Origin of the sequence: Rhodococcus sp. MEB032 (assembly GCF_030208925.1) — a bacterium.
Lineage (GTDB): Bacteria > Actinomycetota > Actinomycetes > Mycobacteriales > Mycobacteriaceae > Rhodococcus_F > Rhodococcus_F qingshengii.
The window spans coordinates 140,752-154,813 of record NZ_JARVSY010000003.1 but is presented as its reverse complement, the minus strand read 5'-3'; the positions used below and the strand labels follow the sequence as shown (position 1 = coordinate 154,813).

Here is a 14,062-nt window from a genome sequence, read left to right as displayed (position 1 = left end):
CGATCAGTTGTACTTGCGGGTGATGTCGTCCACCTCACCGATGGCGTCGGCAAGCGCCGAGAGTCGCTCGGCGGCCGCGTGCAGCGCCGAGAGTTCTCGGTTGAATCCCACCAGAGCCGAAGGGCTGTGAGGCGCTGTCAATGCAGCTGCGGAGGTCACCAGATCCTCGTACTGATCCAACCCCGACTGCAACTCACGAACTGCGCCGTCGATGGTGGGATCAAGAGGTTCGGTCACCTTGGGTGTAGCGGCCACGGCGCGTTCCATCGCGACGACATCCGAAGACACCGCGAACATCGCTCTCAATGCCGAATCGGCGGTAACAGTGATTTCGTCCAACTCACCGGGGTCGATGGTGTCGGCGCGCCTGAGCACACTCAAGATCTCGAACAACGAAGTCTCGGCGCCGATGAGGCGAGACATCGGGATGAACGCGCGAGACGACGACGGTGGCAAGCGCCGGCGAATCGGCGCCGACGGCGGTGGGCCGGAACTCATCGAACGGTAGCGGCCGACCGCGATGACGGCGGGAACCGCGAACAGTGCCGCTCCCCCGCCTGCCACGACCACCGACCACTCGGGGGCCGACGCAACAGCAAGGCCGGCCGTGCCGACCACTGATCCGCCGGACATGAAACCCCAACGCTGAGCGCGTCGACGTGCACGGGCACGTTTGCGCTCGAATTTGGCGCGCGGGTCTTGCCACCGCCGAGCGGCATCCGCCGCAGACAGTCCGACCTCGCGCAATGTGCCCGCGGTGCGTCCCAACGCTCCGAAGGCGCCGGATACGGAAACGGGAACGGCCGACCGGGGCTCGCGCCCAGATCGACCGTCTCGTGAAGAAAACATCAGAGCATCACTGCCGACATCGAGGATTCGGCTACTGCCCGGTCTGACCGGCAGCCGGGGGCTGCTTCTCGACGGACGGCGTCGCAGGAGTGGCTGCTGCGCCGCCGGAAGGCAGTGCCTCGCCCTTCATGGAAGCACGAATCTGCTCGAGGCGACTGTGCCCTGCCATCTGGACCGAGGCCTGCTGGACCTCCATCATGCGGCCTTGAACGGAGTTCTGGGCGAGCTCGGCAGAGCCGAGTGCGTCGGCGTAACGCCGCTCGATCTTGTCGCGCACAGCATCGAGGCTGGGTGTGTTGCCGGGAGCCGACAGCGTGCTGTCCATGGACCGAAGGGACTCGCTCACGCGCTCCTGCATCTTGGCCTGCTCCAGCTGGCTGAGCAGCTTGGTGCGCTCGGCAACCTTTGCCTGCAGAGTCATCGCGTTCTGCTCGACAGCCTTCTTGGCCTGAGCGGCGGCCTGCAAGGACTGGTCGTGCAGTGCCTTCAGATCTTCGACGCCCTGCTCGGCCGTCACCAACTGGGCCGCAAAAGCTTCGGCAGCGTTGGTGTACTGGATCGCCTTGTCGTTGTCGCCGGCAGCAGCGGCCTGATCGGCGAGGTTGACGGCCTGGCGCGCGTTGGCGTTGAGCTTTTCGACCTCGTCGAGTTGACGGCTGAGCTTCATCTCGAGTTGACGCTGATTACCGATCACCGACGCAGCCTGCTGGGACAACGCCTGATGCTGGCGCTGTGCGTCCTCGATCGCCTGCTGAATCTGAACCTTTGGATCTGCCTTCTCATCGATCTTCGAATTGAAGAGCGCCATCAGGTACTTCCAGCCCTTGACGAAAGGATTAGCCATTGGTTTGATCCTGCCTCCATCTGATGCGCCGCGCCGAACGCGACCCGGAGCGCGACCGTCGCGCACCGAAACAAGGGCTGCGCCCTATCTGCTCTGACCCCACCTGCTGGAAACCGGCGGTTACGTACAAAATCTATCGGTTACGGCCGGTAGTGGCTACGCCGCCGCCAACCTTCGAGCGTTCGGTGCCGGAATCACGACGCGGGTATCGCGTGCGATTGTCGGCGAACCGGAAGCCGAGACCGAACCGGAAGCCGACACGGCGGGTTCGGCGACCTGTCGACCAGCTACCGGAGCGCTCTTCTTCGTGGCCAGGGTCTCGCTCACGTCGACCAGCACGTCGGACAGTGGGACTGCGAGCGCATCACAGATCGCCGCCAACAGTTCGCTCGATGCTTCCTTACGTCCACGTTCCACTTCGGACAGATAGCCCAAGCTCACACGCGCGCTGTTCGACACCTCACGTAGCGTGCGGCTCTGCGAAACGCGCGTACGCCGGAGACTGTCACCGATTGCCTCACGCAATAGCAGCGCCATCTCGCTCCTCCTTCATCCGTGACCTCATCGTGCATGGTCGTACGTCTTCACAATCGTCAACGTCCGAACACATCCGATTGGTTCCCGAGCCTATCGTGCCGCACGCTCTGCGACACGATCACGTAACCGCGACACGGCAGTCGCGACCGCGGTTGTCCGAATCTCCCACCGTTCGCCGCCGAGCGCGAGCGGTTCGCATTTGGTTCCGTCAGGGCCGGCGATACCGAGAAACACTGTTCCGACCGGGTGTCCGTCCTGCTCACTCGGACCGGCGACTCCGGTCAGACCGATACCCCAGTCCGCACCGCACTTCGTCCGGGCACCGAGCGCCAATGCCACCGCCGTGCTCTCGGACACGGGGCCGTCCGTTGCCAGGCGGCTTGGATCCACACCGGCCAGTGTTGCTTTCAGGTCGGTCGCGTACACGACCAGACCCCCACGCAGCACCGCGCTCGACCCTGGCACGGACGCGACCGCAGCCGTGAACAAGCCAGCCGTCAGAGATTCGGCGGCGGCGACAGTCTGCCTCGCGGCGCCAAGGGCGTCGACGAGTTCGACCACTCCGAGTGCGAGCAGCGGGTCCGTCATGACTCGACTGCGCGAACTCCGGCGCGAAGCCTGATCGCCTGCACGATGTATTCGATTCCCGTCGCCACCGTCAGCACGACGGCAGCAGCCATCAGCAATCCGCTGACGATGTCCCAACTGCTCGGCAGCGGGCACAGGTAGAACCCGATCGCGACGGCCTGCACGAGGGTTTTGAGCTTGCCGCCCTTGCCCGCCGGGATGACCGCGTGCCGCAGTACCGCGAACCGCAACAGCGTGATTCCGAGTTCTCGGGCGATGATTATTCCGGTCACCCACCACGACAGGTCACCGAGAACCGAAAGACCGATCAGCGCGGCGCCGATCAGTGCCTTGTCCGCGATCGGGTCCATGAGTTTGCCGAAATCGGTGACCAGACCGTACTTCCGAGCCAATTGGCCGTCGATCCGATCCGTGATCGCGGCGACGATGAACACGCCCATTGCCCCGAGACGCCACCACGTCGAGTGTCCGCCGTCGACGAACAGAACAACGAGAAAAACCGGAACGAGAACCATTCGGACCATCGTGAGAATGTTCGCGATGTTCAGCAACGGAACCGGGTTGTCCGCGACAGGTGTGCCGTCGGACGGGCCGACGGCGGCGCGATGGGCGTCGGTCTGATCGCGCGGGGTACTCATCGGATCACCGCACAGGCGGTGAGCCGAACCCGGGACAAAGCCGAGCGGCGCGGGAATTGCGTGGGGCGGACAGGCACGCGACTTAGAATATCGGTAGGGCCATTGACTAATGTGCACCACATGACTTCGACCGCGCCGACCTATCCCGAGAGCCAGTTGATCGTGCGTCGCGCGCGAACGTCGGACATCCCCGAAATCAAGCGTCTGATCGACATCTACGCCGGCAAGATCCTCCTCGAGAAGAATCTCGTGACGCTGTACGAGGCAGTCCAGGAGTTCTGGGTCGCCGAGCGAGGCGGCCAGGTAATCGCTTGCGGCGCACTGCATGTGCTGTGGGCGGACCTGGGTGAGATCCGCACCGTCGCAGTCGATCCGACTGCCAAAGGCCAGGGCGCAGGTTTCCACGTCGTCGACAAACTCATCGAGGTCGCCAAGGAATTGGAGTTGGAACGGTTGTTCGTTTTGACGTTCGAGACCGAGTTCTTCCACCGTCACGGATTCGCGGAGATCGACGGCACCCCCGTCACCGCCGAGGTCTATGCGGAAATGTGTCGGTCCTACGACGCCGGCGTCGCCGAGTTCCTCGATCTGAGCTATGTGAAACCCAACACACTCGGCAATACTCGCATGCTCCTGACTCTCTGAACCGTTCAGACTCTTCACACACCACCCTCTCGATCACCAGCCCCGAAAGCGGTTCACGATGTCGTTGTTCCTCGTCGAATACACCTACGCGCCCGAGAAGAACGCTCAGCGCGACGAAGTCCGTAGCGATCACCGCGCGTGGCTCGCGGATCTGGTTTCCCGCTCGATCGTCTTGTCATCCGGCCCGTTTGCAGATGGAAACGGCGCGCTGATCATCGTCGACGCCGCAGACGCCGACACCGTTTCCCTCCTCTTCACCCACGATCCGTTCGCGATCGCCGATTTGATCGAGAAGGTCCGGATCACCGAGTGGGTTCCGGTGTTGGGTCAGTTCAGCGCCTGAGAGCCCCGGCCCCGGCTTACTCCCCCGCCCGGTCGCGAGTCTTCAACAGGCTCGCGACCGTCGTCACCGCCAATACTCCGATGATCACTCCGAGTGAGAGTGCCGTGGAGATTTCCGGGACGGAGACGTGTTCACCTCCGTTGACGAACGAGAGGGTGTTCTCGTGCAACGCGTGAAGTACCAATTTCACACCGATGAACGCCAGGATTATCGAGAGCCCGTACGAGAGATAGACCAGCCGTTCGAGCAACCCACCGATCAGGAAGTACAGCTGCCGTAGACCCATCAGCGCGAAGGCGTTGGCGGTGAACACCAGATACGGTTCCTGGGTCAGACCGTAGATCGCCGGAATCGAATCGAGCGCGAAGAGCACGTCGGCAAACCCGATTGCGATGAGCGCCAACAACAACGGTGTCACGACGCGCTTGCCGTCGATCCGGGTGATCAGTTTGTCCCCGTCGTATTCCTCGGTTGTCGGCAGCACCCGCTTCACGAGTGAGATGATGCGACTGTCGCGCTTCTCCTCGGCTTCCTTCTCATGCCCGTGATCGCGGATCAGGGTGTACGCGGTGTAGATCAGGAACGCACCGAAGAGGTAGAACACCCAGCTGTACGCATTGATGGCGGCCGCACCGACTCCGATGAAGATTCCGCGCATCACCAATGCGAGGACGATGCCGATCAGCAGGACTTTCTGCTGGAACTCTCGCGGGACGGCGAACGTCGACATGATGATCACGAAGACGAACAGATTGTCGACCGAGAGCGCCTTCTCCGTGACGTAGCCGGCGAAGTACTCACCGCCGTACGTGGTGCCCCAGATCCACATCACGACGAGGCCGAAGACGATGGCGATCGAAATGTAGACCGTCGACCAGAATGCCGACTCCCGGAACGTGGGCGCATGCGGAGTGCGGACGTGGGCGAAGAAGTCGAAGACGAACAGGCCGAGGATCACCACGATCGTGATTCCCCAAGCCAACGGCGTCACATGCACGGGTTCCTCCGGTCGTCTGTCGACGGCTTGTCCGCCGAGGTGTCGCTACTCGTCTGCGGGTGCCTCGTCCGGGTCGCCACCGCGAATCGACCACAGCAGACCGTCGAGCTCCTCGGGCTTCATGAGCACCTCGCGTGCCTTCGAGCCCTCGCTGGGTCCGACGACGCCGCGGTTTTCCATGAGGTCCATCAGTCTGCCGGCCTTGGCGAACCCGACTCGTAGCTTGCGCTGCAACATCGACGTCGAACCGAATTGACTCGTGATGACCAATTCCACGGCCTGCAGGAGGACATCCATGTCGTCGCCGATGTCGGGGTCGACGTCTTTCTTCTCCCCTGCCTTCTGTGCGGTGACACCTTCGGTGTACTCGGGCTCGGCCTGGTTTTTCGCGAAGTCGACAACCGCCGAGATTTCCTCGTCGGTGATGAACGCGCCCTGCATACGGGTCGGCTTACCCGCGCCCATGGGCAGGAACAGGCCGTCACCCATACCGATGAGCTTCTCGGCGCCGGGCTGATCGAGGATGACTCGCGAGTCCGTCAGTGAAGACGTCGCGAACGCCAGACGCGAAGGCACGTTGGTCTTGATCAGGCCGGTGACGACGTCGACGGACGGGCGCTGCGTTGCCAGCACCAGGTGGATACCGGCAGCACGGGCTTTCTGCGTGATGCGGACGATTGCTTCTTCGACGTCGCGCGGCGCGGTCATCATGAGGTCTGCCAGCTCGTCCACGATCGCGAGGATGTAGGGGTACGGACGGTAGACGCGCTCGCTGCCCAGCGGGGCGGTGATTTCGCCGGACTTGACCTTGGAGTTGAAGTCGTCGATATGACGCACCCGGTTGGCCTGCATGTCCTGGTAGCGCTGTTCCATCTCCTCGACCAACCAGGCCAGCGCTGCCGCTGCCTTCTTCGGCTGAGTGATGATAGGCGTGATCAGGTGCGGGATACCTTCGTACGGCGTGAGCTCGACCATCTTGGGGTCGATGAGGATCATCCGTACTTCTTCCGGCGTTGCTCGGGTGAGCAACGAGACGAGCATCGAGTTCACGAAGCTCGACTTACCCGAGCCGGTCGAGCCTGCCACCAGAAGGTGGGGCATCTTCGCGAGGTTCGCACTGACGAAGTCACCTTCGATGTCCTTACCCAGACCGATCACCAGCGGATGGTGATCGCGTCGGGTGCTCGGCGCGTTCAAAACGTCGGCGAGGCGGACCATTTCGCGGTCGGAGTTCGGTACCTCGATACCCACCGCGGACTTACCCGGAATGGGGGCCAGGAGGCGGACGTTGTCGGTTGCCACGGCGTACGCGATGTTGCGGGCGAGCGCGGTGATCTTCTCGACCTTCACGCCTGGGCCGAGTTCGACCTCGTAGCGCGTCACCGTCGGTCCGCGGGTGAAACCGGTAACAGCGGCATCGATCTTGAACTGTTCGAGGACTTCGCTGATCGCCTCGATCATCGCGTCGTTCGCAGAACTGCGGAGCTTGGGCGGGTCTCCCTCGATCAGCAACGTCGTCGGCGGGAGGTTGTAGTCGCCGTCGGTGACCCGATCGGTGACGAAGTGTTCCTTCTCCTCCGGCTCCGGTTCGGGTTTCGGCACGGGCTTGGCGATGGGGACCGAACGCGCAGGCACCTTGGGGCGCGGCGCCGGAGTCTCCACCACGGGCGCTGCCGCAGCCGCGACGGGCTCGTCGGGTACTGCGGTGTCGTCGGCGTTCCACAGGCCGAGGACTTCGGTCTTCTTGTCGCCCGACTCGAACTCGTCCGTCGGGTAGTTGTCGATCGGTGCGCGTCGGCTGGGCCGCTTGGCGGGCTTGAGCGGCGGCTCAGCGTAGGTGTCGACCGGGTAGCCGTCGGCGTCGAACAGTGAAGGATCGTAAGCAGATTCGCCGTAGTGGTGCTCACCGTCCTCGTCGAATTCGGATCCGTAGTCGCCGTATTCATCCGAGCGATACGAGGCGCCGAAGAAGGACTGGAACTTGCTCGGCACCTCACGCAGAGTCGTTCCGGTCAGAAGGAGGATTCCGAATCCGGCGGCGATGACCAGCAGCGGCGCAGACAGCCAGACGGTGAGCCCGTTGGTGAGCGGGCCGCCCACGACGTATCCGACAAACCCTGCGCCGTTGGAGCGACCGGTGGCGTCTGTCGGTGAACCCGAGATGATGTGCCAGAGGCCGAGCGCCGGCAGACCGACCAGCAAGGATCCCATGATCAGTCGGGGCCGGATCTCAGGTTTCGGTTCGGTGCGCATCAACAGGATCGCGAGGCCGACGCCGACGATGGGGAGCACGGCCGAGGCCGCGCCGAAGATCGCCCGCACGAGGGTGTCGATGCCGCCGCCGATCGGACCACCGGCCTTGAACCAGACGCCACCGGCGATGACGACGCTGAATGCGATCAGGCCGAGCGCTATTCCGTCGCGGCGGTGGCCGGCTTCGATCTCGCCGACCTTACTGACGGTGCGTGTGGTGGCGCCGACGCCGCGGGCAGCCAGGGACCACCCGGCTCCGATTCCCTTGCCCACAGCGGCCAACGGGCTGGCCCGCTGAGAGGTTTTCGATACCGGGCGGCGCGCGGCCGACGACGTACCGGACGCCTTCTTGGGCGCCGGCTTGGAGCCTTTGCCCGACGCGGGGCGCCCACCAGCCCTGGCCGAAGTCGTGACATTTCGAGGAGTCGATACGGTTCGCGTGGTGCGCGAGGCACGAGGTTTTGCGGTTGCGCGCGCGCTCGGAGTAGAGGCTGACGACCTGGTCGATGCCCTGGACGTGGACGTGCTTGTACTGGATCCCCGGGCGCTCGACTTACCTGCCATGGAGTTCAGGCTAGTCTGTGCGACCCCATCTGGACCATCCGCAACACCAGCAACACTGGTGGCGAGTGCGAAACGTGATCTTCACAACCCGTCTGTCGAGCTCGGCTCCGGCAGAAGGGGGCCATCAGAAACTGCGATCGAGCGCCATCACGGATTGAACGTCGGCCAGTTCACCTTTGGCTTCGATCTTCACCTCGTTGCGACCGAAAGCGTGCAGCAGCAACTCGGCGGGTTCACCCTGCAGGACAACACTGCGAGAGCCGGATTTGTGGACGACCGCACTCTCGCCGGACGGAAGTTCGAAAATGACCTCGACAGCGGCTTTGCGGTAACCCATCTTGCCGATCTGCCGGGCGTACTTCCACAGCTGAGCCTGCCGACCCTCCGACAACGGACGCGGCGCCCAGTTCAGATGTGCGCGTCGTACATCTTCGTGGTGGACGAACATTTCCGTGGTATTCACCTGCGCGTCGAGCCAGTACATCGGCGACCACCGAGGCGGCCCACTCCGAACGTCGTCGAGGATCTCCTCCCACGGACGCGCCGCTGCGGCCTTACGCACGCTCTCGGTGTGACCGGCAAGAGGGCTCAACATGATTCCGGGAGCGGCGTCGAGACGCCGCTCCCGGACTATCAGATGTGCTGCCAGGTCACGATTGGTCCACTCCCCACACAGTGTCGGAGCATCGGGGCCGAATTCGACCATGCTGTCCACCAGGGCGAGTCGTTCGTCATGAGCGAAGGTCACCTTCGCCAAAGTACTCGAACCGGACCGGGTTCGAGCGGAAGCGACCTGCTGTGCCGAATCTACGGAACCGCGATGACCGTCGGAATGATCATCGGACGGCGGCGGTACTTGTCCGCGACCCAGCGCCCGACGACGCGGCGCACCGACTGCGCGATGCGATGAGCGTCGATGACGCCTTCGCTCGCCAACCGGGCCAGGTCCGATTCCACGAGATCCGCGGCAGCCTTGAGCGCTGTCGGATCGTCGGAGAAGCCGCGACCGGACACCTCGGGGGTGCTGACCGCACGGCCCGTCGACTCGTTGATGACGATGGTGATCGCGATGAAGCCGCCCTCACCGAGCACGAGGCGATCGGACAGCGTCGGCTCACCGACGTCGCCGACGGACAGACCGTCGACGTAGACGTGTCCGACCGGTACGCGTCCGACGATCTCGGCGAGGCCGTCCACCATGTCGACCACGACGCCGTCCTCGGCCAATACGATGCGCTCTTCCGGCACGCCGGTTGCCTTTGCCAGCGCGGCGTTGGCACGCAGGTGCCGCCATTCACCGTGGACGGGCATGGCATTGGTGGGCCGAACCGCGTTGTACAGGTAGAGCAACTCACCGGCGGACGCGTGGCCCGAGACGTGAACCTTGGCGCTCTGCTGGGTCACGACGGTGGCACCGCGCTTGGCCAAACCGTTGACCACGGCAAAAACGGAGTTCTCGTTGCCCGGGATCAGCGAAGACGCGAGAACGACCAGGTCGTTGGCGCGGATGTTGATCTGACGGTGTTCGCCGCGCGCCATCCGCGAGAGCGCTGCCAACGGCTCACCCTGCGAACCCGTCGAAATGAGCACCAGGCGATCGTCGGGAAGGGTGGCGGCGGTGTCGATGTCTACGACGAGGCCGTCGGGCACCGTCAGGTAGCCCAGATCCTGGGCGATCTGCATGTTGCGGACCATCGAGCGGCCGACGAAGACGATGCGGCGGTTGTACCGAGCGGCTACGTCGACGACCTGCTGGATGCGATGCACATGGCTGGCGAACGATGCCACGATGACACGCTGCTTCGCCTTGCCGATGACGTTGTCGAGCACTCCCCCGATTTCGCGCTCGGGCGTGACGAATCCCGGAACTTCGGCGTTCGTCGAGTCGACGAGGAACAGGTCGACGCCCTCGTCGCCCAGGCGGGAGAATCCGGCGAGGTCGGTCAGGCGGCCGTCGAGAGGCAGCTGATCGAGCTTGATGTCACCGGTGTGCAGTACGACGCCGGCGTCGGTGCGAATCGCGATCGCGAGAGCGTCGGGAATCGAGTGGTTGACCGCGAAGTACTCGCAGTCGAACGGGCCATGAGTGGTGGTGTTTCCCTCGACGACCTCGACCAGGTTCGGACGCAGGCGATGCTCGCGGCACTTGGCGGCAACGAGAGCGAGAGTGAACTTCGCGCCGATGACCGGAATGTCCGCGCGCAGACGCAGCAAGAACGGCAGAGCACCGATGTGGTCCTCGTGTCCGTGAGTCAAGATGACGGCTTCGACGTCGTCCATACGGTCTTCGATGTAGCGGAAGTCCGGGAGGATCAGGTCGACGCCAGGCTGCTGGTCCTCGGGGAACAGCACACCGCAGTCGACGATCAGCAACTTGCCACGGTGCTCGAACACCGTCATGTTGCGACCGATTTCGCCGATGCCGCCCAGCGCGACGATGCGCAGACCCGATGCCGGCGCCTTCGGGGGTGTTCCGAGGCGACCCGTGGGATCGACGGCCGGACGGTTCTCGGGGCGCTTGTTTCCGCGCCCGTTGCCCGACTTCGATGCTGCCGGTCGGTTACCGCCGGAAGATTTGCGCGGCGACCTGTCTTCGGTCGACTTCTTGGGTGCAGCAGATTTGGTGGCAGCGGACTTGGTTGCTGCAGATTTGGTTGCTGCGGCCTTCTTGGGCGGGGCGGCTGCGGCGGGGGCCGCTTCTGCCGCCGGCGCAGCTGGTGCCTCTACCGGTGCGGCCTTTGCGGCCGTTTCGGGAGCCGGAGGCGAAGGCGGACCGGCTTGACGACTGGCACTACGACGTCGGGGGGGACGGGTCATTTACAAAACTCCTGCCGCATGCAGATCGGCGGCAAGACCGTCGATCTGCTCTTTAGTGGGTGCAACCTGCGGAAGGCGTGGTTCTCCGACATCGATTCCGATGAGTCGCAGACCCGCCTTCGAAGCGCTGACACCGCCGAGGCGGGCAACGGAACGAATCACAGGGATCAAACTGAGGTTTATCTCGCGCGCGCGGGCGATATCGCCGGACACGAACGCGGTGTGAAGGTCGCGGAGACGACCCGGAACAAGATGGCCGATGACGCTGACGAAGCCGGTGGCGCCCACAGCGAGCCACGGCAGATTCAGCGGGTCGTCGCCGGAGAAGAACTGAAGCTCGGTGGTGCCGATCAACTCTGCGCCGGCGTTGAGGTCGCCCTTGGCGTCCTTGACGGCCTTGATTCGCGGGTGCTCGGCGAGTCGGCGGATCGTCTCGGTCTCGATGGGAACGACGGAGCGGGGCGGAATGTCGTACAACATGACGGGCAGGTCGGTCGCGTTGGCGACGGCGGTGAAGTGTGCAAACAGTCCGGCCTGGGGCGGACGTGAGTAATACGGGGTGACGACGAGCAGACCGTGCGCTCCGGCGCGAGCCGCGTCACGTGCGAGTTCGACGCTGTGAGCGGTGTCGTTGCTGCCGGCGCCTGCAACGATCTTCGCGCGGTTACCGACGGCGTCGATCACTGCGCGGAGCAGGTCGAGCTTCTCGGACTCGGTGGTGGTGGGAGATTCACCGGTGGTACCGGCAAGAACGAGGCCGTCACAGCCGTTGTCGACGAGATGGGCTGCGAGGCGCACTCCCGCGTCGACGTCCAACTTCCCGTCGGCAGTGAACGGGGTCACCATCGCAACGGAAATGGTGCCGAACGGACGCTCGACAAGAGAAGCGGAATCACCGTAGGTCATGGTCAGAAGGTTACCCGGTTCAGCTCTTACTTCTGCACACGAGTCACGACTCGGCCGCAAATGCGCTGACGGCAATTTCCGATCCGTCGCTTCCGCGAAGAATCTCGTAGTCCCCGAACACATTTGGCGCGACATCACGAAGCTGACGCAGGCACTCGACCGCGACTCGCCGGATCTCGACATCCGCATGTTCGGTGGCACGCATCTCGACGAAGTGCCGCCAGGCCCGATAGTTTCCGGTCACGACCAAGCGCGTCTCGGTGGCGTTGGGCAGCACCGAGCGCGCAGCCTGCCTGGCTTGCTTGCCCCGCATCGGGGCACCGGGCACCGATTGCAGTTTCCCTTCGAGGGCAGTCAGCAGTTCCCCGTAAGCGCGACGGCTTTCGTCGGTGGCATTCAGAAACAGTGCTTCGAGCTCGGGATCACCTTCGACAGCAGGAGGCACGACGACGTTTGCATCGTTCTCACGGACGAATCGCTGCGAGAGTTGCGAGTACGAGAAGTGCCGGTGACGAATCAATTCGTGAGTGCACGAGCGCGAGATACCGGTGATGTAGAAGCTCACTGTCGCATGCTCGAGCACCGAAACGTGTCCAACCTCGAGCAGATGCCTCAGATAGCCGGCGTTGGTTGCGGTTCGCGGATTCGGCTTGGACCAACTCTGGTAGCAGGCTCGACCGGAGAACTCGACCAGCGCTTCGCCACCATCCGCGTCCGTCTCCCACGGAATGTCCTCGGGCGGGAAGAACTCGGACTTCGCCACCAACTGCACTTTCAGTGACACCGTGTTCGGCACAACCCACTCCTCGACAAGCACGAAACGACCAGCACGAAACCCGGGCGCCGTTCGCCTCAGGTGCTGGGCAACTCTATAGCGGTCGACCGCCCTCGATACCGAGTGACGTCATCACATCCTTGACTGACGTCACTTTTGACGCCATTGTGGTGTCATGGACATTTCGGAGTACACCGCAAAGCTGCAGAACGACCTCGCCACTGCAGCCGAACTCGGCGACGATCACACGCGCCGGATTGCGGCGTCGTTGTCCGCCGCCATCGAACCCTCGGTCCGCCTGGTCTTGTTGGCCGCGGCGACGGAACTGGCCAAGGAGATCGGGGCGAAGCTGGGCGACCGAGAGGTCAAGGTGAATCTCGACGGAAGCGAATTACTGGTCGACGTCGTTCGCCCGCCGAACTCGACAGGCGGCGAAGGTGCAAACGAGAAGGCAGACGACGAGAAGAAGGACTCAACCTACTCGTTCGACGGCGTCAGCGGAGATATCAGCCGGGTGACGTTGAGGATGATGGAACAGATCAAAGCCCGCGCCGAGGAGGCCGCCAATCAGAACGGAGTCTCCCTCAACTCGTGGGTTTCACAAGCCGTCCAGGGCGCATTGCGGGACCAGATGCGCAAGAACGGCATGGACTAGCTCGACGCCAACCCGATCACCGAATGATCTAATTGCGCAACTGCAGTAATCACGAACCGTTGCCGCAAGGCGAGAAGGAGCACGTTCATGGCCGTTTCGGGCGTCAAGGAATTCGAGATCAAGGCTGATCCGGAAACGGTGATGAAGGCCGTAGCAGCCGTCGATCGGCTGCCGGAGTGGTCGTCTGCACACAAGAAGATCACCATCGAGAGCACCCACGACGACGGTCGCCCCCATCGCGTTCGCATGGCCGTGTCCATTCTGGGAATCAACGACGAGCAGGTAGTCGACTACACCTTCGAGGGCGACGAGAAGGTGACCTGGACCCTCGTGGAGAGCGGTCAGCAGAACCAGCAGGACGGCTCGTACGTCTTGACTCCCACCGACGGTGGAACCAAAGTCACCTTCGAACTGACCATCGATCCCAAGATCCCGCTGCCGGGCTTCCTGGTGAAGAAGGCACAGAAGACGGCGCTGGAAACAGCGAGCAAGGGCCTGACGAAGTTCGTCGAAAACTTCTGAGCGCACACGCAATTCAGGCGGCCCTTACTTCCGGCGTTCATCGCCGGGTAGGGGCCGTTTGCCGTGAAGCCGAGCTGTGTTTTCGCGGAAGTCCCTGCCGATGTTGAAGATTCGCCGGTAGCCGGGGAC

Annotated in this window: 15 protein-coding genes; 4 read left to right on the top strand and 11 right to left on the bottom strand. The window is 63.5% G+C overall.

What is annotated here, in order from left to right; translation table 11 throughout:
- Nucleotides 1-3: 3 nt before the first annotated feature.
- From pspM to pgsA, 5 genes are all read right to left on the bottom strand, one after another.
- A complete protein-coding gene (gene pspM, locus QRN54_RS05260) occupies nt 4-849 on the bottom strand; it encodes a phage shock envelope stress response protein PspM (protein WP_256931972.1) in 846 nt (281 codons plus the stop codon).
- Nucleotides 850-880: 31 nt separating this feature from the next.
- On the bottom strand, nt 881-1,693 hold the full coding sequence (pspA, locus tag QRN54_RS05255) for a phage shock protein PspA (RefSeq protein WP_003942098.1): 813 nt from the start codon (nt 1,691-1,693) through the stop codon (nt 881-883).
- Nucleotides 1,694-1,849: 156 nt separating this feature from the next.
- A complete protein-coding gene (locus QRN54_RS05250; RefSeq protein WP_003942191.1) occupies nt 1,850-2,230 on the bottom strand; it encodes a helix-turn-helix domain-containing protein in 381 nt (126 codons plus the stop codon).
- Nucleotides 2,231-2,320: 90 nt separating this feature from the next.
- A complete protein-coding gene (locus QRN54_RS05245) occupies nt 2,321-2,818 on the bottom strand; it encodes a CinA family protein (RefSeq protein WP_058038694.1) in 498 nt (165 codons plus the stop codon).
- Nucleotides 2,815-3,456 (bottom strand): CDP-diacylglycerol--glycerol-3-phosphate 3-phosphatidyltransferase, encoded by a 642-nt coding sequence (gene pgsA / locus QRN54_RS05240; protein ID WP_020969465.1) that lies wholly within the window; start codon nt 3,454-3,456, stop codon nt 2,815-2,817. Before pgsA ends, QRN54_RS05245 begins: the two co-directional genes overlap by 4 nt.
- Before the next feature lie 120 nt (nt 3,457-3,576).
- Between pgsA and QRN54_RS05235 the strand changes: the two genes are divergently transcribed.
- The gene (locus QRN54_RS05235) at nt 3,577-4,101 is read left to right on the top strand and encodes an amino-acid N-acetyltransferase (RefSeq protein WP_285181702.1); all 525 of its coding nucleotides are present in this window, start codon (nt 3,577-3,579) and stop codon (nt 4,099-4,101) included.
- Between the two features lie 58 nt (nt 4,102-4,159).
- Nucleotides 4,160-4,444, top strand: coding sequence for a YciI family protein (locus QRN54_RS05230; protein WP_003942124.1), 285 nt, complete (start codon nt 4,160-4,162; stop codon nt 4,442-4,444).
- A 16-nt stretch (nt 4,445-4,460) separates the two neighbouring features.
- On the opposite strand, the gene QRN54_RS05225 is transcribed toward QRN54_RS05230, so the two are convergent.
- From QRN54_RS05225 to thyX, 6 genes are all read right to left on the bottom strand, one after another.
- Complete coding sequence (locus QRN54_RS05225) at nt 4,461-5,441, bottom strand: TerC family protein (RefSeq protein WP_019748181.1); 981 nt, start codon at nt 5,439-5,441, stop codon at nt 4,461-4,463.
- A gap of 45 nt (nt 5,442-5,486) precedes the next feature.
- Nucleotides 5,487-8,258, bottom strand: coding sequence for a DNA translocase FtsK (locus tag QRN54_RS05220; RefSeq protein ID WP_218748348.1), 2,772 nt, complete (start codon nt 8,256-8,258; stop codon nt 5,487-5,489).
- A 124-nt stretch (nt 8,259-8,382) separates the two neighbouring features.
- A complete protein-coding gene (locus tag QRN54_RS05215; RefSeq protein WP_003942175.1) occupies nt 8,383-9,006 on the bottom strand; it encodes a TIGR03085 family metal-binding protein in 624 nt (207 codons plus the stop codon).
- 59 nt (nt 9,007-9,065) lie between these two features.
- Nucleotides 9,066-11,075 carry a ribonuclease J gene (locus QRN54_RS05210; protein ID WP_003942231.1) on the bottom strand — a complete coding sequence of 670 codons (2,010 nt, stop codon included), beginning with the start codon at nt 11,073-11,075 and terminating at the stop codon, nt 9,066-9,068.
- A complete protein-coding gene (dapA, locus tag QRN54_RS05205) occupies nt 11,076-11,981 on the bottom strand; it encodes a 4-hydroxy-tetrahydrodipicolinate synthase (protein ID WP_003942142.1) in 906 nt (301 codons plus the stop codon).
- A 43-nt stretch (nt 11,982-12,024) separates the two neighbouring features.
- The gene (gene thyX / locus QRN54_RS05200; RefSeq protein WP_003942250.1) at nt 12,025-12,777 is read right to left on the bottom strand and encodes an FAD-dependent thymidylate synthase; all 753 of its coding nucleotides are present in this window, start codon (nt 12,775-12,777) and stop codon (nt 12,025-12,027) included.
- Between the two features lie 154 nt (nt 12,778-12,931).
- Between thyX and QRN54_RS05195 the strand changes: the two genes are divergently transcribed.
- Together QRN54_RS05195 and QRN54_RS05190 are read left to right on the top strand one after the other, a co-directional pair.
- The gene (locus QRN54_RS05195; RefSeq protein WP_214514352.1) at nt 12,932-13,411 is read left to right on the top strand and encodes a toxin-antitoxin system HicB family antitoxin; all 480 of its coding nucleotides are present in this window, start codon (nt 12,932-12,934) and stop codon (nt 13,409-13,411) included.
- Nucleotides 13,412-13,498: 87 nt separating this feature from the next.
- Nucleotides 13,499-13,933 carry an SRPBCC family protein gene (locus QRN54_RS05190; RefSeq protein WP_003942203.1) on the top strand — a complete coding sequence of 145 codons (435 nt, stop codon included), beginning with the start codon at nt 13,499-13,501 and terminating at the stop codon, nt 13,931-13,933.
- The last annotated feature ends 129 nt before the right edge of the window (nt 13,934-14,062 follow it).